The sequence below is a fragment of the Shewanella benthica KT99 genome (assembly GCF_000172075.1).
Taxonomy (GTDB): domain Bacteria; phylum Pseudomonadota; class Gammaproteobacteria; order Enterobacterales; family Shewanellaceae; genus Shewanella; species Shewanella benthica_A.
Genome location: NZ_ABIC01000017.1, coordinates 60,872 through 79,899, shown reverse-complemented (window position 1 = coordinate 79,899; position 19,028 = coordinate 60,872). Strand labels below are relative to the sequence as shown.

The following is a 19,028-nucleotide window of genomic DNA, read 5'->3' as shown; positions in this document are numbered from 1 at the left end:
CGGTGAGATAGTCTGTGTTTTGGTTAAGTTTTTGATAATAAAGATTTAGCCTCTAGAGTGTTATGTTTTACCCATGTATTTAGCGCATATATATATTTTGTTGTGAGTTTGGTCATGGAAATGGCTTGATATGAATATTATTGTGCTTATTTCGAACATTTTGTAAAAAACGATATTTAGCCTCTCTTTACCGCCGCTGAGCGAGTAAAAGGCTTAAAATAAAATTCCTCAATAGGCATTAACTTTGATTGATGGGGATCTAATCTTAGTTGATGGTTGCACCACCTAAGGAGTCACTAATGATTTTAGAAGAAGTTGTTGAGCTCTCTCGCTTTCAATTTGCGATGACAGCCATGTATCACTTCTTGTTTGTTCCCTTAACTTTGGGCCTCGCTTTCTTGCTGGCTATCATGGAGTCACTCTATGTGATGACAGATAAGCAGGTTTATAAAGATATGACCAAGTTTTGGGGTAAGTTATTCGGTATTAACTTTGCCTTGGGCGTCGCTACCGGGCTAGCTATGGAGTTCCAGTTCGGCACTAACTGGTCATATTTTTCCCATTACGTCGGCGATATTTTTGGGGCGCCACTGGCAATCGAAGGGTTGATGGCCTTCTTCCTCGAATCCACCTTAGTGGGCATGTTCTTCTTCGGTTGGGATAGGTTCAGCAAACGCCAGCATCTGGCGGTCACCTGGTTAGTCGCCTTCGGCTCTAACATGTCTGCGTTGTGGATCTTGATTGCCAACGGTTGGATGCAGAATCCTGTGGGATCGGTATTTAACTATGAAACCATGCGCATGGAGATGACGAATTGGGGAGAAGTGTTATTTAACCCGGTTGCTCAAGTTAAGTTTGTTCATACCGTGGCTTCTGGTTATGTTGCCGGTGCCATGTTTGTCTTGGCTATCAGTTCTTACTATATCCTTAACAAACGAGACTTGCCGTTTGCTCGTCGTTCGTTCGCGATTGCCGCGAGTTTCGGTTTAGCATCAATTCTGTCGGTTATCGTACTCGGTGATGAATCAGGCTATAAAGTCGGCGAAGTGCAGAAAGTCAAATTAGCAGCGATCGAAGCTGAGTGGCATACAGAACCGGCTCCGGCTTCGTTTACTCTTGTGGGCTTCCCTAATCAGGAAACCATGGAAACCGATTACGCCATCAAGATCCCATTCGCAATGGGCATCATAGCTACACGCTCTCTGGATGAAGAAGTCACTGGGATTCATGATCTCATTGCCGATCACGAAATTCGTATTCGCAATGGTATGAAGGCTTATGCCATGTTGACTGAATTGCGTGAAGGTAATAAGTCACCTGAATTACTTGCAGCCTTCGAAGAGGCTAAAATCGATCTAGGTTACGGATTTTTGCTGAAACGTTATACCGACAAGATAGTCGATGCGACAGAAGAGCAAATAGTCGCAGCGGCTAAGGACTCAATTCCAAACGTAGCACCTATGTTCTGGACCTTCCGAGTCATGGTGGGGTCGGGGATCATCATGCTGTTTGTGTTTGCTGCTGCATTCTGGCAAAGCACACGTCATCGCATCGAAGAGAAAACTTGGGTACTGAAAGCGGCGCTGTACAGCTTGCCCTTGCCCTGGATTGCCATCGAGTGTGGTTGGTTTGTGTCTGAATATGGTCGTCAACCTTGGACTATCTCAGAGATTTTACCGACCTTCATGTCTGCATCGAGTGTTACCGTAGGTGATCTTTGGTTCAGTATCATCTCAATTACGACTTTTTATACTATTTTGTTGGTGATCGAAGTGTATCTAATGCTTAAATTTGCTCGCATGGGACCCAGTAGCCTGAAGACGGGTCGTTATCATTTTGAAAATCTGGATGCCTAAAGGGAGATCTGATTATGTTTGATTATGAAATGTTAAGATTTATCTGGTGGGCGCTGATAGGCTTACTCTTTATTGGTTTTGCCGTAACCGATGGTTTCGATATGGGGGTCGGTGCACTCTTACCTATTTTAGGTAAAGATGACACCGAACGTCGTATTATGATCAATACCATAGCCCCTCATTGGGACGGTAACCAGGTGTGGTTCATCAGTGCTGGTGCCGCCTTATTCGCAGCTTGGCCCATGGTATACGGGGTGTCGTTCTCGGGATTCTATGTGGCGATGATGTTGGTGTTGTTCGCCTTGTACCTTAGACCCGTAGGCTTCGATTATCGTTCTAAAATCGATGACCCAAGATGGCGTTCAGCATGTGACAAGGCACTGTTTATCGGTAGCTTCGTACCGCCGCTGATCATAGGTGTCGCCTTCGGTAACTTGCTTCAAGGTGTGCCGTTCAATTTCGATGAATACTTGCGTGCGACTTACCATGGTGGCTTCTTCGGCTTGTTGAACCCCTTCGGTATCATAGCGGGTCTTATCTGCGTCAGCATGTTTATGATGCAAGGTGCGACCTGGTTACAGATGAAGACAGAGAGTGATTTGAGAGCCCGTTCTGCGAATGCGGCTCAGGTATTTGCCTTACTATTGTTTGTCTTGTTTGGCGCTGCCGGTGTCTGGCTGATCAATGGTATCGACGGCTATGTGATCACCTCAGCTCTGGATACTTATGGCATATCGGATCCAACACTTAAGACGGTTGCCGTCGAATCTGGTGCCTGGTTGACAAACTATGACAAGTATCCTTTTACTATGATGTTCCCTGTTTTGGGGCTCGTCATGCCACTCCTAGTTATAGTAGCCAGTCGCTTGAATCGTTCTGGTTTCGCCTTCCTGTTTAGTTCAGTGGCTATTGCAGCCGTGATCTTGACCTGTGGTGCAGCCATGTTCCCATTCGTTATGCCATCTTCACTGGAGCCGAATGTGAGTTTGACCATGTGGGATGCCACGGCCAGTGAAAAATCTCTGACAGTGATGACTTGGGCTGCGTTTATCTTTATCCCGATAGTGCTTTCATACACTATCTACACTTACTATAAGATGTTTGGCCGTCTATCTCGCAGTTTCATCGAAGACAATAAGACGTCACTTTACTAACTAAGGAGTTTAATCTATGTGGTATTTTGCTTGGATACTCGGAGTATTGCTGGCGTGTTCATTCGGCATCATCAATGCCCTTTGGCTGGAGAACACCGAGAATATGGACAGAGAGATAGAGAATAAAGATTAATTATTTTCCGCTCTAGTCGATACTAAAAAAGCCCCGCCCTTGAGAAAGGAGCGGGGCTTTTTATTTATTAAGGCTAAGAAGGCTCAAGATAGAGCCAAGAAAGCTCAAGATACACGTCATTCCGGCATGCTTGTGGCCGGAATCCAGCTTGAATGATGTTAGATATGTTCTTGGCAGGTTAAGAGTCACGAGAAGTTGTAGAGGGGGATGAAGCGTCCCCTCTGTGTTAGCACTCGTATCTAGTGTCTAGCGACTCACTTAGTTATGCCCTAAATATGCTGATCTGTTGCTTTATTTCGGCGGCGATATTCGACAACTCCATGGCTGAATCGACAGTCTCACCGGCTCTTTGCTCGCCGTCTCGGGCAAGCTCGGTGATCTGGTGCAGATTGCGGGTGATCTCTTCGGCAACGACGCTCTGCTGCTCGGTCGCACTGGCTATGCTGCTCGAGACTATGGCGAGCTCTCCTATGCTGTTAGTGATCTGATTAAGTTGATTATTGGCCTCTTCACCTTGAGTCGCCGATGACACCCCGAGTTGCTGGCTCTGTGCCATCTGAGCCGCGGTTGTTTTTACTTGGGACTGGAGTTGATGGATGGTTTGCTCTATCTCTGTGATAGAGGTTTGTGTTCTCTGGGCCAAGGTGCGTACCTCATTGGCAACGACGGCAAATCCTCTGCCTTGCTCTCCGGCCCTGGCAGCCTCGATGGCGGCATTGAGCGCGAGCAAGTTAGTCTGTTCGGCGATACCATTGATGACTTCGGTTACCTTGCTGATGGCCTCACTCTCCTTGGTGACACTCTCGACACTGACATGGCTTGCATTTAACTGCTGGCTGAGTTCTGCCAAGCCTTGAACCACTAGGTTCAACTGTTGATGTCCTTCACGTGAGGCTATATCGACCTGTTGGCTCTTGGACGCTCCTTCGCTGGCATGGCTGGCCACATCTCTGATTGACATCGACATTTCTTCGATGGCAGTGGCTATTTGATCTGTCTGCGCCATCAGAGACTGAGCCTCCTCGCCATTGAGTTTGGCAACTTCTTGTGCTTGTGATGCCTGGGTCTCTAATGTCCCGACCGACTGTTGCAGTGCGACGATCAGCTGCCTGAGACCTTTGGCCATCTTCGATCTTCAGCTGCATGATCGTCTGTCTGAGTTGGGTCAGAGAGTCTGTGATATCGAAGCCTATGTACAAGATGCCGATGACTCGGCCCTGCACATCGGTGAACGGGCGATATACCGTCATATAATCGTTACCAAACAAGTTGGCATAGCCTTCATAGTTCTCCCCCTTGAGCAGGGCCTGATAACCCGGGTGATCCTTGCCCAGATAGGTGCCGAGGGCGCGTTTGCCATCGGCCATCTTCAAGGAGGTGGAGATACGCATGAAGTCATCGCCATCACGGACGAAGATAGTGGCGTTGCCGCCGGTGAGATTAGAGTAACGATCGACCTTACTCTTGGTGGCATTGAGTTGCTCTCTCTCATGCTTCAATGCCGGGGTGGCTTTGCCGAATATCTTCACCGTCTTGTCGGGTTTGCTGAACTGGCCCGGATACATGATCCGCAAAATATCTGCGTTGCGGCGCGCCAGGGCGAGCAGAGTGGAATACTGCAGCTTGATCAGATCCGCTGTGCTCTGCATCTGGGCCTTGATCCCCGTCACCGCCTTAACTTCGAGCTCATTTGCGGCGGCGAGGTAGGATACACTGCCGGTTACTCTGTCTAATTATTATTGCTATTAATGTAAAGCATATTAATAATCACTGATTTGACATGGGTCTAATAACAATGGATATCAGTGAGTAAGCTGTTTTTTTGCGATTTTTTGACCTAGATCGCAATTATCCATCCAGCCGCTCGTCAGCCTATTTGCTATCCTCCAACCCAAGACTCGCCGGGTTCGACATCGCTGGACTTCTCCGGCCGCATGATGAGTTTATACATGGTCGGTACCCAGATCAGCGAGAGTAAGGTGGTGAGTAAGGTACCACCGGCAATCGCGATGGCGAAGGGGGGCCAGAAGCCACCACCGGCGATAATCAAGGGCAGAAAGCCGCCTATTGTGGTAATGGTGGTGGAGCCGATATGACGACCACAGCCCGATACGACCCTGACTATGGTGTCTATATTGCCCTCTCTGGCATCACTCTGGTCCTCAAGCTCGGCCAGGATAACGATAGCCGCATTAATGGCGAGTCCCATCAGGCCCAATAGGCCGATGATCACAGTGAAACCAAACGGATAACCGAATAGATAGACAGCCAGTAAACCAAGCCCTGCGGATTGAATCGCGCTGATTAGTATGATGGCCGTTAGCCTGAATGAGTTAAATGACAATACCAGGGTTGCTAACAGTAAGGTAACGACCAAGACTAAATTAGACAGTAGGTTGCCTACGGCTTCATTGCGTTTAGCACTCTCACCGCCGACTTCGATATGATAGCCAGCCGGCAAGTTAAGCCCGTCTATTCGCGCCTTAGCATCATCGAGCACCTGTTGCGGCAGCACGCCGCTGACAATATAGGCCTCTATGGTATTGACCCTCTGACCATCGCGGCGAGGTATCGCACCGCGGCTGACCAGGATCTGACTTTTGGCGAGGGCCGATAAGGGAATGCCAGCTCCCGATGAGGATACCAGATTGATCTCAGAGAGCTTGCTCTGCTGCTCCCGAGTGCTGTCTTGTAGCCTGACTCTCACGGGTATCGATTCAGTTTGCTCTAAGATGCTGCCGCCATTGACGCCGATCGTGGCCATCTGGATCTGCTCGGCTATTTCGGTCAAATTGAGGCCGCTCATCAAGCTGGCATCTTCATTGACCTGGAACCATATCTTGGGGGCTCCGGCGCTCAGGGTCGCTCGCGTGTGTATCACATCCGGGGTATCGCTCAAGATACGCCTGATTTCATCGCCAATCAGCCTGAGTCGATCTAGGTTAGGGCCAAATACCCTTAGTTCAACCGGGGCATTGAAGGGAGGGCCTTGCTCCAACTTTCTGACTAATATCTGCGCCTCCGGGTTGGCAAGATCTAGGGCTCGTTGCAGCTGAGGAATGAGACGGTTAGCGGTGTCGAAATCTTCGACTTTGACCATGGCCTGGGCGTAATTGCTCGCGCCTTGCTGGCGTTGCAGTAAATTGTAATAAAAAGAAGGCGTATTGCCGCCTATGACCCAGTCTATACGGGTCACGCCCGGCGTGTCTCTTAGCTGTTGATCCATCTGTTCCACGAGATGACGCGTGCTCGCCACGCTCGCATGGGGGGCAAGATAGACCTCAATTTGGAACATATCCCGGTCTGAGGGCGGGAAAAATTGTTCTGTCATCTGGCCCGAAGCAATGAAGCCTGTGATAGGTAAGATGCCTATTAACAAGCCTGATAGCAGAGGGCGCTTGAGCGCCAGGGTCAGCGAAGCATTAAACAGCTTACTGACTTGTGGCAAGCTGATGCCGGTTTGATACCATTTGTCTTGATCTCCTTCTACACCGAAACGGCCCGCTAAGCCGGCTATCAAGGTGTGAGAGATGATGTATGACCCCAGCAGGGCAAACATGACCGAGATGGCGATACCACCGACAAATTCTCCGGCCGCACCAGGCATAAGAACGATAGGGGCGAAGGCGAGCATAGTAGTGATGGTCGAGCCTGCCAGAGGTAGCCATAGGTGTTTGAGTGTTGCAGCGACCGCCTCGATTCTCGATAAGCCCTGTTGTCTTCGCTGGGCGATGGCATCGACGATGACGATGGCATTATCGACCATGATCCCCAGCGCAACGACCAGGCCGGTGACAGACATCTGATGGATAGGCAGGCCGACGTACTTCATGCAGGTTAAGGTGAAGAGTGCAGTCAGAGGCAGAGATAGGGAGACGATGAGGGCATTGCGCAGACCTAAGGTCAGCATCAAGACCAGCAGAATAATGATGAAACCTAACAGTAGACTTCCTATCAGGCCGCCGAGCCTGTCACTGGTATAACTCTCTTGATCGAACAGCCATTGGATCTCGATATTGGCTGGAACCGACGCCTGCATGGCATCGACTTCGACTCTAACTTTGGCTAGCCAGAGATCCACCCGGGTATTATTGAGCATGCGGGCGGCCACCATCACACCTTGCTGCTGATCTATGAGGGCAATGGAATTGGCTGGCGTCTTAGCTTGTTTGTTAATGGTGGCGATATCGCCTAAGCGGATAATCTGACCCTGAGAGTCCACTTTTAACGGCACTCGGCGGATCCTCGAGAGTGAGTCGAGCTCTCCGGAAACTTCAATCAGGGCTCTGAAGTTATTGTTATTAATCTCTCCGGCAGACACCTTAGTATCGGCGTTACTGAGAATTCTGGCGATGGACGCCGGGGTGAGCCCCAGCTGATTGACCTTGTTGCCATCGAGTTGTACCAATACCTCTTCGGTAGGGGCACCATAAAGCTTGACGAAATCTGTGCCGCTGAGCAGCCTAAGCTTACTCTGTAACTCTTTAGCGTAACGGTTGAGCATATCGGTGCGAATTTCACCGCCGCCTCGCCAAACCAGTCCTAAGATGGCGGTGCTGGCATAACCAATTTGGTCATCCAGTAGTGGGTTCTGTGCCGCTGCAGGCAGTACCGGCTTGGCATCGGCGATGAGATCTCTCGCCCTGGACCACACAGGACCTGTATCTTGTACACTGTCTTTAAGTTCGAGCTGAATAACCGAAATGCCTGGCCTGGATGTGGATTGGATTAATTTGATCTCTTCTAACCTGCGTAGGCGATTCTCCAATACTTCGGTGACTAAGGCCTCGACTCGTTCGGCCGAAGCTCCCGGATATTGAGTGATCACCGAGGCGAAGCGGTTGGTAATATCGGGATCTTCCATGCGCGGCAAACTGGATATCGCGCCTAATCCAGCCACGATCAAGAGGGCGATAAATAAGCTTGCTAAGCGTCCATTCTCTACTAAAGCTTTAACCATCTTGTTTACCTCGCAGCCGTGGCAGCGGTAGATGTGGGTTTGACCCGCTGACCTACGACCAACTTATGCAGGCCTCGATCGATATAAGCCTCATCGACATGAACCGCGCCTCGAATAAAGGCCATGTCATTCTTGGTATAAAGGATCTCTATGTCTCTGCGCTCAATATTGAAGGTTTTATGATTATCCTGATCCAGATCTGAACTCAGCACATACAGGTTCCAAAGCCCCCTAATGCCATCGGTAAGCGCCGAAATAGGCACCCAGAATCCCGCTTGATGGATCTCTTTTTCGTAGGCCAAATAGGCTATCTCGCCATTGAGTACCTTGGAGTCTTTCGGCAGAGAGAGGCGTATAGGTACGGTTCGGGTCACTGAATTAACTTCGGCGCCTATGCCTTCTATGTGAGCCCAATAATGGGTATTAGCCACCCGCAGTGATATTTTCTGTTGAGGCATCAGGTGTTGTGCCACATTGACCGGCACCCCTATGATGGCTTGAGGATTGTTGTTTTCGACTAAGGTGAAGATGGCGCTACCCAAGGTGATGACTTCGCCTAGATTGCTGCTTCTTTTGCTGATCACACCATCGAAAGGTGCCAGCAGTGATGATTTTTCTATTCTGAGCGCATTGGCATATACGGCAGCCTTGAGTCTTTTTTGACCCGCTTTAAGGCTGTTGAGCTGACCCTTGAGTTCATCGAGTGTCTGCTCCGAGGTGTATCCCTGTTGCTGCAGTGCCAGACTTCTGTTTAGGGTACTCTTTGCCAGTTGCAGATCGACGCTATTTTGTAACACGCTGGCATTGAGTTCATCTCGCTCGGCTTCGAGCAGTTGCGTATCAAGCTGAGCCAGTAATTGTCCGAGTTGCACCGAGTCGCCGCTGTCCACGGCAATGAGTTTAATTTTCCCCGCTAACTCGAAGCCTATGCCTGTGGTGTTACCGGCCTTAATCGTGCCGGTAAACTCTTGAGTATGATGATAAGAGGGGGAGAGGGTAAGCGTGGCGGTAGTCACTGTTTGCACTAATGGTGACCCAGCATGCTCAGTCACCTCACCCTGACACGCAGCAAGAGAAAGGCTAAGCAGTAGGCTTATTGACACTCTCGAGTTTGAGACGGCTGTTAAAATACTCATGCTGACACGCTTCCTTGGTTAAGTCTTAGTTGCAAAAATGTTAAACTAGACTGCCTAGTCTATTTACAAAGAACTGGACTGTCTAGTCTACTTTGTGATTAAATGCGTCTAAAGTGTAAAAACCTTGTTAAAAGGGGCTTGTGTATGGAATCGGTTACTCCGAACGGAAATTTAACTCGAAGCGAACAAAAACGCCTGCAAATACTCGAAGCGGCCATGGAGCTCTTTTGTGGCCAGGGCTTTCCCAATACCAGTATGGATGAGGTTGCTAAGTTAGCCGGTGTCTCGAAACAGACTGTGTATTCTCACTTCGGCAGCAAAGATGAATTATTTGTCGCATCGATAGAATCACGATGCGTGGTTCAGCGCTTAGCCGAGGATGTGTTTACCGATCCCAGTCAGCCCGAAATGGCCCTGAGTTGTTTTGCCGAGTATTTCGGTGACTTGATTGTCAGCCCGGAAGCGCTGAAAGTATTTACCACTTGTGTGGCTCAGTCTGAGACCCACCCAGGAATATCGGCACTCTTCTTCGACGCCGGTCCCCAACATTTACTCTACGTGTTGACCGATTATTTTGAACAAGTGCAAAAATTAGGCGTTTATAAATTTGATGGTTGCCGCAGCTGCGCCGTGCGACTCTGTCTGATGATGTATGGTGAGATGAGATTAAAGTTGGAGTTAGGCTTAAACGCAGATGATCTGGTTGAGGGCCGTGCTGACTACTTAACAGGCTGTATTGCGATGTTTTTAAAGGCGTATAAGGTTTAGTCGCTAGAAGCGGCTTAATCCTGGGGCTTGAGCCCCAGGATTAAGCCAGGTGTTAGTCATCTATTACTATTTAAAGCAGCGCTTAACACCATGGCACTCATGAGCGTAGCCAGTGTGGTTTTAGTTAAACAATCACTGTGGGACTTCATATAAGCTGTTGTTATTGGGTGATGGGGAGAGACCCAGGCTAAAAACAGCCTTAACCTCTATGGCCAAGCTGATATTGCCCATCTTGATGGATCAGTGCCGCTTGTTTGTGTTTAGGTGATATGAGCAGGGGTCCGTCATCGAAGAACAGAAAGCATTTCCAATTGCGAACAAACACATCCCAACGAGTCTCGATAACCTGATACTTCTCATAACAGAAATAGACGGGAGTATTATCGGCCCAATCGAAATGGGCGGCAAACATCTCTGGTAGTGCCGGATCTTCACTGTCCCAAGCACTCTGCCAGTCATCGGCTTCAACCCAAGCTGTGTCTTTCGCGGCCCAGTCGCCTTTAGAGAACTGCTCTGTACTGCTGCTACGATTACTGATCCACTTGTTCCAAACTTCCATCGCCCCTTTCTGATCCAGCGGTTTGATAAACGCTTTATCTTCATCGGTCACAGGCAGATCTTTATGATTAAAAATCCATTTACGTTGGTATTGCTCGAGCGGGATATAAGTGTGTGCCAAACGACTCTCCAGACCCTTCTATGGTCAGAATTAGTTAAAGTTGAATCAAGGGATTATACAGACTTGAACATGATTATTAAATCGCTTCCAAGCGCGAAAGGAAAATTATGTGCGTCATGAAGGTGAATATCTGATATTTGTTTATTGAAGTCAGTCGGTACAGGAAGATGAAAGTAATAGAGTTTAGAATTTTCAGGCCGCTGTTACCCATAATCTAATGGATCACAGCCATCTGTGGATAGGCAGGCAGCTAATAAATAGCCATTACAGCGAGTCGCTAGGTTCACTCAGATGTTGATCGGCACCGAAATAGAAGATTGGAGCTAATATTGGCAATACTATCGCTTAGTTACTTGACACTGAGGCTCAAGAGTCGAAGATAGGTAAGTTACAGATTCTCAGAATGAGTAGAGATAGAACAGCTCTCAGAGGAGAAAAGGCGAGAGCGGCTTAATGAGAGTGTAAGTAAAAATTAAAACGATAAGGAATGATATGTTAAAGCTGACAAACTCTATATGTGAAGTGCTTATTTGTGGTGATTGGCACCTAATACTTGTTGAATCGCTTCATGGCAATAATAGTGCTGTACGTAGATGCCCAGAGTGCCGTGCGTCTATCAAGTTAATGAAGCAAGGCAAAGATGGGCAGAAGGCACATTTTGAACATAATAAAAGAAATCCTGATTGTAGCCTTGGTAACTCGATGGGTAAGAAACTTAAATATAACCATATTTCAGTACAGTTCTTAGAGAAAGAGAGAGAAGACAGCTTCTTATTTGAAAATTTAATTCCTTCTTGTATCGATAAAGATGCCGTTATCAATGATGGTGAGATAAGTGAAGATATCCTTGATGTGTTCGCTTCGCTTCTATCTGATTCAGAGAAACGACAAGAGATAAATGCTCGCCTAGGCCAAGGCCAATTTCGACAGGATGTGATCCGAGTGTGGGGGAGTGAGGTTTGTGCGTTAACGCTTACCCCTGTTAGAGAGATGCTTATCGCTTCGCATATAAAATCGTGGCGTAACTGTAAAGATACCCACGAGAGGTTAGATGGTGCCAATGGCATTTTGTTGTGCGCGCACATAGACAAGCTTTTTGATCGGCATCTGATCACCTTCAACAAAGTTGGTATTGAATACAGAGTCAAATTTAGTAGCCAGCTGGATAAATCTTTGATGACGCAATTGGGAGTCAATGAAGGGGATGCACTCGCGACTAGTAAAATTAAGTCGGCAGACCTTGAAAGGTTTGAAGATTATCTATTTTATCACCAGAAAATATTTTCTCAGCTAAATGAAATAAATACGCAATAGACCAAGATCACAGGGCAGCAATTAGACTAATTTGCTGTCCTGTATATTATTTATTCAAGGATGAGTAAGTTTACTACCAATATTTTATCATCAGTGACTTTTTATCCAGACACCCAAGATTGTGAGGTAAAGAGCTTTTGACCCTTATTCAAAGTAGAAGTGCACCACTCATTTCAGTATAAATTTCAAAAACAACAGTGGGTGTCTTTGTTGCCATTGTAAGGCCGTGGGGATTGTCGGAATTGACCTGCTCTTTACTCTTGCTTAGGGATGGGGTTGGCCTAACCATCTTGTTTTGATATAGCGGCCTGATGAGCTGGTCGACTCTATTTACAGAATACACCGCCCATGAGTTCAGTGTAACGACTCCAGTTTGATTCATCAGCAGCCTTTCTTATAGGCTCCATACAAGGCTGCGCTTGATGGCTCTGCTCAGTATGAGTAGAGAGCCAATCAAGACCACGCTGACTGATTGAGCAACGCAGGTAACGAATCCCCGTTATGTAATGGACACTCTCACAGATAAAGCCCTGCGCCTTTAGTTTAAACAAGGTGCGCTTTTGAAAATGTCCGTTACAGCTTTCATAGCCTGTCATCTTGCCAAGAGCAGGGCAAAGCTCGATACACACATCGATATAGTTACCCTGAGCTAACCAAGCAATAAACGCCACTTGCTCTTTAGTGAAGGTGGCCATTACTTGCCACCTGCATTTTTCTGACATGATTTTTTCAACTGAAAATGCTCCCATACTATGCAACCGAGTACAAATCCATAACAACAGCACATGAACAGATAAAGCAAAATATCAAAGAGTGTGTTCATAAACCCTCCCGTTAATGAAGTTTTCAACATCGCTTTCACGGTACATGACACGACGGCCAACTTTGATAAAGCTAAGAGGGTAGCGGCCAGTACAGCGCCATACAGATAAGGTTCCTATAGTGACTCCTAAGCAGTCAGAAACCTGAGAGGGGGTAAGCAGTGTATTCATATTAACTCCGATAGATTTGTGTTCGACGGAGTGACAATATGATCAAAGGGGAAATGAATATGCGCTTGTCAGGTTCAAAAAGGTGCTTCTCAGGGTGAGAAACACCTTTTGATGTTTAAACTAGTTTTTGTAGCTGTTTATTCAGTTCTAGCATTTTTGTGGTTCTGGCTTCTACTTGAGGTTCGGCTACTTTAGGGAGTGTGTTTAGGGTTACCCCATCAAAACCACATACTTCAATTGGAGCATCATAGTCAGCATCCCAAAGCTCACCAGTATTGGTATCTATGGCGTAATGATCATCTTTAGTGACATCAATACCATGCTCTTTTGCAAACCTAGCCCAAGAGTGTTGTTCAACTGGATCATTCATTTGCAAAATATGTCCAGCCAATGACTCTCTGCTTGGCTGCTGCAATGCTGATAATCTTGACCAATGCTTAAAGAACGAAAGCTCTGTATCGCAATCGGCGTTCACTTCCCAGTAATTGTCGATTATGTTCATGATCTCCTGTGAGTTTAAGCTATAGCAAATGGACTCATTGATAGATTGGAAGCCACGAGACTCGATCAGTTGATCAACATTTGGTTGAGCTAGTTCCTGAATTGTTGTGTTATTTATGAAGTGTTTTAAGGCCTGAGAAGGTTTTATTTGTTTTTCATAGTTATCAGCCCAGCTCTGTTGGGCTTCACCTAGTTTGTGACCCTTGATACTTTGTTCATACCAGTGTTGGCTACTTTCATCACTAGACACTGATGGTAGATCACCTAAAAGCCACAGAAACTCTAAAAGCTTGGATTCCTTATCGCCAGCTCTCGAACTTTGTTGTAACTCTGCAAAAAGGGCTTTAATGTTAACTTCAAACCCTTTGTACTTGAACGAATCAACCGACTCAGCTTCAATCTGGTTACGAGGTTCACTTTCATCCCAATCGTCAAACTCATCACTGTCACAATAACTTAGGTAGTGAAGCGCTTGCCGATTTACTAGTGGTGATTGCTTAAAATTAAGTGAAGCTAGTTGGTCTCGTATTAAGCTGGCAAGTTGAGTTGAGACCGTTTGGCTTTGGTTTAGAGTGAGTGCTTTTAGCTTACATCTTTCAAAGGCAATTAAAGGCTCCGTGTTCACTTGCTCTAGAAGCTGTGTGATTGATGATTTTTTGAGGGCGGCAAACGAATTCTTACCTAAGAAGGCTGCAATTAGTTCAAAAGTCTGTGCTCTAGTGATAGTGCAGTTTGGTGATTTTTTGGCCTGCGAGGATACATTGTAGGCACAAGTTGAAAGCATGTTCATAAATAAACTCCGCGGTTGAGTGCGAGGTGCATTAAAGCATTACCACAAGCGATTACGGCGAGGCTTCTCAACCAAGTCATTTATGAAAAATAGATTTTAGATTTTGATATTAAACTTTCGTTTTATAGTGCCTGTTTTCACTCGCATGTAAGTGAGGCGGGCGCCTAAAAATAAATTTACCTTAGGCTGCGAGATGAATCAAGGGTTGTAACGATTTTTTGCTGCAAGTAGGCATTACTATTTGTTTTTTCTTTCGGCTAAAAACCAACGATATACGGTTTGAAAGCCTTGATACTCACTTGTAAAAGGATGATTGATTGAGTTTGCATAGTCGTTGATAGATGGGAATAAGCGTTCGGTAGCTTGCTTGGGATTTTTGTATGGCTTCTCCTTGAATAAGCCAATTGCAAACTCCTTTCTTTTACGATTACTAGCATGGTGAGAGTTTTCACCTTTCTTTGAGTGATGTTTTGCTGTCTCAATAGCGCCTTTATACTTGGTAATATCCGTTTGCAGTGATTGATAACCTTCATTGGCATCGATGAACTGGCGTTGAGTGAAAAGCTTAAATAGCAGCTTTGCAGGCTTTGTCATGCCAGCTAACTGACATGCAATTGCAGCATGGAAGATTTCGGCGCTCTCTTGTGGCATTGCATCTACTAGATCTGAGAAGTCGAACTCCTCTTCTTGGGGAAAAGCTTCAGCAAGTGTTGGAGCATTGGCCAGCTTTCTAATCTCTTCAATATCGTCACAAGGTTCTAATTTAGACAAAGACTCAAACATTAGATTAAAGATATCGGCAGCCTCTTGCTGCTCAGCCTTTAGTATTGACTGACTACCGTCAACCTTTGCAAGTTCCTTAGCGAGTGTTTCCTCTGTTGTACCTTCGGGTAATAACGGTCTAACTTGTGAGTCAGTTTGAGTGAGCGTTTCAAATTTCTGAAAGCTATCTATGAACTGTTGTTTGAATTCAGGAAGTGGATTGTCAGCAGAGTCGAGGAAGGTGGCGAATTTCAGTCGTGTAGCATCGGGCATTTCAGGAATGATCTGTGCAAGCTCGGTATCAAAATCTGAGGTTTGTGATTTAGTCTGTGAATTGTTGACCGAACCTTTACTGCTCATTTAGTGCGACTTCCATGTTATGTCATAAATACAAAACTATTAGAAATGAAGCATAAAGTCTACAACTGAGGTTAACAGGGCAAAACTGACGTTATTCGAAATGGTTATAACAAAAAGTGATAAAAAACATCTGTGCGTGGTGATACAGGGGTGACACAGGATTTGGTGTTTTTACTAAGGTATTGATTTTGCTGGTAAAAAGGTGTTAATTGGTCTCCCCACAGGGACTCGAACCCCGATCGATCGCTTAGGAGGCGACTGCTCTATCCTGTTGAGCTATAAGGAGACGCCTGTGATTATACTGGTTTTCGCCTCAATGAAAAGAGCGGATGAAAAGCTAATGAGTTCAGTTGCTTGTTTATCATGCGATTTAAGTTAATAACTCAGTTTTTGACTACATTTTTATCGCCAGATCATTAATTTGCACGTTATAAGAGGCATTCTTATCGACTAATATCGCCGTCGCTGTTTTTTCAGTGACTTGATCGATTTTTATTTCTGCACGGCTTTTCCCTGCGATGACACGCATTCTATCGAAACGGTCGTTGATGTTTTGTTGCAGTATTAACTGAAACTTATCACCGACTCTGATGCCGTGGCGTCGACCCAGGTTTAAAATGACTCTGTCATGCTGTCTGGCGACGACTTGCCCTAATACCGGCCGGCAACTCAATGTGCTATCTATGTCTGCAACTACATTGGCTAATACCTTATCGATACTCTTGCCGTAGGCTGAAGCCCAGAACCTTTGGTGATTTGAGGGGACGGTTTCTTGGCGTTCAAACTCCCAGGGAGAGGAGGTGGTGTATGAATCGCTCCATATCTGTTCTCCACTGATGCCATGGTATAAGGAAAGCCTGATACGGAATTGACGAATGGGATCACTGTGCCATAGGCCTAGCATCTGGCTTTCGGCTGGATCGGTCGATATATCGATAATCTCAGGCAGGAGTACATATTGGCTATCGGTGATTTCGCTGAGCCAACTGGGTAGACGATAGCCGCGTATATCGACGAGTTGCTGTTCAACATCTAAACGCTCGTTGGCGTGGATATGAACAAAACTGGTCAGTGACTGGGCTTCCAGTGCATCACCGAGTCGCTGGGACAGGTCTTTCTCAAAATACCCGAGATTGCCGTAGCGTAATTGAGCCCTGTCCTGAATCAAAAACTGAGGCACCAGTATTGCGGCTTTTAGCTGCTGGCTATCACATTGTGAGCCTGGTGATTGCATGACATCGACTCGGAGCATGACGGTTAGCTTTTCGTCGTCAATGAGCTCGTTGACTAATTCGATTCTGCTGGCTTGGGCCTGGTTTGTTAGCGAAAAGCTATCTTGCACCAGTTGTCCGTTGCGGACTCTTTGGCTGCTGGTGAAATTGGCACCATTTTTGAGTGCGGCATAGGTCAATGCCTGTTCTATGGCATCTTCCCTGGCTTTGCTTATGTTACCGTCGACAATATTTGCCTGACCTTTGACCACAACCCAGGCGGCATCAGCACTTGAGGGTAAAGCGATTAAAAAGAGCCAAATTATTACGGTGATAATTTTCATGTAAGGTGTCCACTTCTAAATCTATGATGGCGTTTTCAAGCACACTATGAGTGTCAATAAAGGGCGTCATAATGGCGTTAATATTGAGGCGCGGAAATTGTGACTTTACATCGTTAGTGTCGCATTTCTGACACTTGGTTAGCTAAACCCGCCTAATTTCTGACTTATAGCAACTATAATAAACCATTAACTAACGCAAGCAATTAATATGCCATTACTCTGTCTAGAGTTTATGTCAGGCGCCTGTGTCGGCACTGATGCCGAACGTCTCTTGCTCTGTGAGCAATAACTTAGCTTAAGCTTTGGCTTGTTAAGCCGATAAACGCCTATTAGGAAAATAAATCTCGACTCGTATTTTTTATTTTTGATCAAGGTGGCTTAACATTTGCTTTAAATCTTATGAAGGGTCATAGAATTGATATTGAGTGTTTATCCAGGAATTAAGTATGCGTAAAGCACTAGTGTTTACTGCAGCGTTACTCTTGAGTGCGTGTGCAAATAGCGGTGAAGGGCTGTCAAATGATAACCTTCGTCAAGGCAATCAATTGCCGTCGACATCGGCCATCAACCACTTGTCTGAGCAAATCGTCAGTGAGTTGGTTGAGCAAAATGATGAGCTTGGGAGTGATCAGCCTTTGCTGGTGGCAACGCCGGTGTTACTGGACTCTTTTAATGAGACCAATGCCGTTGGTTTACAATTGCAGCAAGGTTTGATTGCAGCTCTGCATGCGCGTAAATTTAACTTGGTTGATATCAATGTTGGCGACAATATTCGGGTGACGCCTAATGGGGATTTCTTGCTTACGAGAGATTGGCAGCAACTGCCAGCAGGTATTGCTGTTGAGCATGTCCTTGTGTCGACGATGAGTCTCAATACCAGAGGACTAGTGGTTAATTCCAGAATAGTGAACATAACCAATAATCGAGTGATTTCGGCGTCACAAGGAACATTTAATATCAACGAATTAGCTGGGTACCTGAAGGCATCCGAGAAGATCACCTCAAGAGATGGTCTGTTATATAGAGATCCCGTCGGCGGATCACGGCAAGTTCAAGTGATAGGTGGTGCGCAATGAAAACATGGATAATCTTATCTTTACTGTTTATCTCAGGCTGTGCGTCACCGGACAGGTACATAGAGTGGGAAACTCAGGCTCCAGAAAGCTTTCCTAAATTAACGGCGATAGGCTACGCGCCATTAGATACCCAGCCAGCCCAGTCTCAGGCACAAAAAGTGGTGATGGCGATGCAAGCCTCGAAAATTGTTGCATACAGAGAATTAGCCGAACAGGTTTTTGGCCAGCAGTTGTCAGCCAGCAGCAGTGTCAATGATTGGATGTTAACAAGCGATAGCATTCAAGCATCGGTATCAGGTGTGATCCGCGGCGCTAAAGTGGTAAGGAGTTATCCTGCTGGGGATCATTATGTGACTGAACTCGAGTTAGATTTTTCCTTGGTATGGGCCTTGTATCAGCAGCAAAATAGACCACAAAAGATAAAAGAGATCACTTACTTTTAAGGGTTAACTATTGGAGGCCGGAAGCAGTAGGCTTGAGTCAATGTGATGGCTTAAGTTGGAGCGATTATAACATAGCGAGGGAGAGTTGAGAGTGATGGCCGGGGAGTTTAAAATAGGGGGTTAGGCTTGGATATCATTGCCTAAGCTAGATATTGTCGAGGTCTTGCCCTTGTCATTATAGGTCAAGCTAGAGGCATTGCGGCTAACTTGCAGCGCCTGGGCAAAGCGATTCATGCTGGCGATATTCAGTTCTATCAGGCTGGAGTTTTCACTGTTCAATTGTTTACATTCATCCAGCAGTGTTTTTACCGATGCCACTCGAGCCGATAGGTTTACATCACTGATAAGTAAAGCCTTCTCATCATGGAGGGATAAAGTTTCATCTTTACTTTTCAGCTCATCGAGTAATCGAGCCTTGGCGCTCGCCAACGAAAGTAGCAGGTCTGCATCTTGATGGCTCAGTGCCGCTTTCTCATCTGTGATGATTACTCTTAGCTTATTAAGCAGTTCGAACTGAAGTTCGACGATGTCGTTGATCTTGCTCATAAA

The 19,028-nt window shown here is 46.3% G+C and carries 16 protein-coding genes, 1 tRNA gene and 1 pseudogene; 7 read left to right on the top strand and 11 right to left on the bottom strand.

Annotation, left to right across the window (positions count from 1 at the left end):
* Nucleotides 1–299 precede the first annotated feature (299 nt).
* The 3 genes from KT99_RS10035 to cydX are packed head-to-tail and all read left to right on the top strand — an operon-like array spanning nt 300 to nt 3,143.
* Nucleotides 300–1,856 (top strand): cytochrome ubiquinol oxidase subunit I, encoded by a 1,557-nt coding sequence (locus KT99_RS10035; protein WP_005499592.1) that lies wholly within the window; start codon nt 300–302, stop codon nt 1,854–1,856.
* Nucleotides 1,857–1,870: 14 nt separating this feature from the next.
* On the top strand, nt 1,871–3,010 hold the full coding sequence (gene cydB / locus KT99_RS10030; protein WP_005499591.1) for a cytochrome d ubiquinol oxidase subunit II: 1,140 nt from the start codon (nt 1,871–1,873) through the stop codon (nt 3,008–3,010).
* Between the two features lie 16 nt (nt 3,011–3,026).
* Nucleotides 3,027–3,143 carry a cytochrome bd-I oxidase subunit CydX gene (cydX, locus tag KT99_RS20770; RefSeq protein ID WP_005499590.1) on the top strand — a complete coding sequence of 39 codons (117 nt, stop codon included), beginning with the start codon at nt 3,027–3,029 and terminating at the stop codon, nt 3,141–3,143.
* A gap of 262 nt (nt 3,144–3,405) precedes the next feature.
* Here the strand turns inward: cydX and KT99_RS10020 are convergent.
* From KT99_RS10020 to KT99_RS10010, 3 genes and pseudogenes are all read right to left on the bottom strand, one after another.
* Nucleotides 3,406–4,861, bottom strand: a pseudogene (locus tag KT99_RS10020) (Cache 3/Cache 2 fusion domain-containing protein); the annotation flags it as partial.
* 161 nt (nt 4,862–5,022) lie between these two features.
* On the bottom strand, nt 5,023–8,103 hold the full coding sequence (locus tag KT99_RS10015) for an efflux RND transporter permease subunit (RefSeq protein WP_005499581.1): 3,081 nt from the start codon (nt 8,101–8,103) through the stop codon (nt 5,023–5,025).
* A gap of 5 nt (nt 8,104–8,108) precedes the next feature.
* Complete coding sequence (locus KT99_RS10010; protein ID WP_040571838.1) at nt 8,109–9,239, bottom strand: efflux RND transporter periplasmic adaptor subunit; 1,131 nt, start codon at nt 9,237–9,239, stop codon at nt 8,109–8,111.
* Nucleotides 9,240–9,383: 144 nt separating this feature from the next.
* Between KT99_RS10010 and KT99_RS10005 the strand changes: the two genes are divergently transcribed.
* Nucleotides 9,384–10,007 (top strand): TetR/AcrR family transcriptional regulator, encoded by a 624-nt coding sequence (locus KT99_RS10005; protein ID WP_005499578.1) that lies wholly within the window; start codon nt 9,384–9,386, stop codon nt 10,005–10,007.
* Nucleotides 10,008–10,206: 199 nt separating this feature from the next.
* On the opposite strand, the gene KT99_RS10000 is transcribed toward KT99_RS10005, so the two are convergent.
* The gene (locus KT99_RS10000; RefSeq protein ID WP_005499576.1) at nt 10,207–10,686 is read right to left on the bottom strand and encodes a DUF2947 domain-containing protein; all 480 of its coding nucleotides are present in this window, start codon (nt 10,684–10,686) and stop codon (nt 10,207–10,209) included.
* Nucleotides 10,687–11,178: 492 nt separating this feature from the next.
* Between KT99_RS10000 and KT99_RS09995 the strand changes: the two genes are divergently transcribed.
* The gene (locus KT99_RS09995) at nt 11,179–12,000 is read left to right on the top strand and encodes an HNH endonuclease (RefSeq protein ID WP_005499574.1); all 822 of its coding nucleotides are present in this window, start codon (nt 11,179–11,181) and stop codon (nt 11,998–12,000) included.
* Between the two features lie 326 nt (nt 12,001–12,326).
* On the opposite strand, the gene KT99_RS09990 is transcribed toward KT99_RS09995, so the two are convergent.
* The 6 genes from KT99_RS09990 to KT99_RS09970 form a co-directional block, all read right to left on the bottom strand.
* The gene (locus tag KT99_RS09990) at nt 12,327–12,695 is read right to left on the bottom strand and encodes a hypothetical protein (RefSeq protein ID WP_005499573.1); all 369 of its coding nucleotides are present in this window, start codon (nt 12,693–12,695) and stop codon (nt 12,327–12,329) included.
* Nucleotides 12,696–12,806: 111 nt separating this feature from the next.
* A complete protein-coding gene (locus KT99_RS20765; RefSeq protein ID WP_083804833.1) occupies nt 12,807–12,992 on the bottom strand; it encodes a helix-turn-helix domain-containing protein in 186 nt (61 codons plus the stop codon).
* A gap of 115 nt (nt 12,993–13,107) precedes the next feature.
* Complete coding sequence (locus KT99_RS09985; RefSeq protein ID WP_005499572.1) at nt 13,108–14,283, bottom strand: hypothetical protein; 1,176 nt, start codon at nt 14,281–14,283, stop codon at nt 13,108–13,110.
* Nucleotides 14,284–14,520: 237 nt separating this feature from the next.
* Nucleotides 14,521–15,405, bottom strand: coding sequence for a hypothetical protein (locus KT99_RS09980; RefSeq protein ID WP_005499571.1), 885 nt, complete (start codon nt 15,403–15,405; stop codon nt 14,521–14,523).
* Nucleotides 15,406–15,615: 210 nt separating this feature from the next.
* A tRNA-Arg gene (locus tag KT99_RS09975) sits at nt 15,616–15,691 on the bottom strand.
* Nucleotides 15,692–15,799: 108 nt separating this feature from the next.
* On the bottom strand, nt 15,800–16,960 hold the full coding sequence (locus KT99_RS09970) for a flagellar assembly protein T N-terminal domain-containing protein (RefSeq protein ID WP_005499570.1): 1,161 nt from the start codon (nt 16,958–16,960) through the stop codon (nt 15,800–15,802).
* A 446-nt stretch (nt 16,961–17,406) separates the two neighbouring features.
* Here KT99_RS09970 and KT99_RS09965 point away from each other — a divergent pair, with 446 nt between their 5' ends.
* Nucleotides 17,407–18,036: a FlgO family outer membrane protein gene (locus KT99_RS09965; RefSeq protein ID WP_005499568.1), complete on the top strand. Its 630-nt coding sequence runs from the start codon at nt 17,407–17,409 to the stop codon at nt 18,034–18,036.
* Entirely contained in the window at nt 18,033–18,479 is a 447-nt protein-coding gene (locus KT99_RS09960) for an LPP20 family lipoprotein (RefSeq protein WP_005499567.1), read from the top strand. Before KT99_RS09965 ends, KT99_RS09960 begins: the two co-directional genes overlap by 4 nt.
* 120 nt (nt 18,480–18,599) lie before the next feature.
* On the opposite strand, the gene KT99_RS09955 is transcribed toward KT99_RS09960, so the two are convergent.
* A complete protein-coding gene (locus KT99_RS09955; protein WP_005499566.1) occupies nt 18,600–19,025 on the bottom strand; it encodes a flagella synthesis protein FlgN in 426 nt (141 codons plus the stop codon).
* Nucleotides 19,026–19,028 lie beyond the last annotated feature (3 nt).

Coding starts and splice junctions, on each gene's coding strand:
- KT99_RS10010 (WP_040571838.1), bottom strand. CDS start 9,239: ATGAGTATTTTAACAGCCGTCTCAAACTCGAGAGTGTCAATAAGCCTA.
- KT99_RS09965 (WP_005499568.1), top strand. CDS start 17,407: ATGCGTAAAGCACTAGTGTTTACTGCAGCGTTACTCTTGAGTGCGTGT.
- KT99_RS09995 (WP_005499574.1), top strand. CDS start 11,179: ATGTTAAAGCTGACAAACTCTATATGTGAAGTGCTTATTTGTGGTGAT.
- KT99_RS10035 (WP_005499592.1), top strand. CDS start 300: ATGATTTTAGAAGAAGTTGTTGAGCTCTCTCGCTTTCAATTTGCGATG.
- cydB (WP_005499591.1), top strand. CDS start 1,871: ATGTTTGATTATGAAATGTTAAGATTTATCTGGTGGGCGCTGATAGGC.
- KT99_RS10005 (WP_005499578.1), top strand. CDS start 9,384: ATGGAATCGGTTACTCCGAACGGAAATTTAACTCGAAGCGAACAAAAA.
- KT99_RS10015 (WP_005499581.1), bottom strand. CDS start 8,103: ATGGTTAAAGCTTTAGTAGAGAATGGACGCTTAGCAAGCTTATTTATC.
- KT99_RS09970 (WP_005499570.1), bottom strand. CDS start 16,960: ATGAAAATTATCACCGTAATAATTTGGCTCTTTTTAATCGCTTTACCC.
- KT99_RS20765 (WP_083804833.1), bottom strand. CDS start 12,992: ATGAATACACTGCTTACCCCCTCTCAGGTTTCTGACTGCTTAGGAGTC.
- KT99_RS09980 (WP_005499571.1), bottom strand. CDS start 15,405: ATGAGCAGTAAAGGTTCGGTCAACAATTCACAGACTAAATCACAAACC.
- KT99_RS09960 (WP_005499567.1), top strand. CDS start 18,033: ATGAAAACATGGATAATCTTATCTTTACTGTTTATCTCAGGCTGTGCG.
- cydX (WP_005499590.1), top strand. CDS start 3,027: ATGTGGTATTTTGCTTGGATACTCGGAGTATTGCTGGCGTGTTCATTC.
- KT99_RS09955 (WP_005499566.1), bottom strand. CDS start 19,025: ATGAGCAAGATCAACGACATCGTCGAACTTCAGTTCGAACTGCTTAAT.
- KT99_RS09990 (WP_005499573.1), bottom strand. CDS start 12,695: ATGGCCACCTTCACTAAAGAGCAAGTGGCGTTTATTGCTTGGTTAGCT.
- KT99_RS09985 (WP_005499572.1), bottom strand. CDS start 14,283: ATGAACATGCTTTCAACTTGTGCCTACAATGTATCCTCGCAGGCCAAA.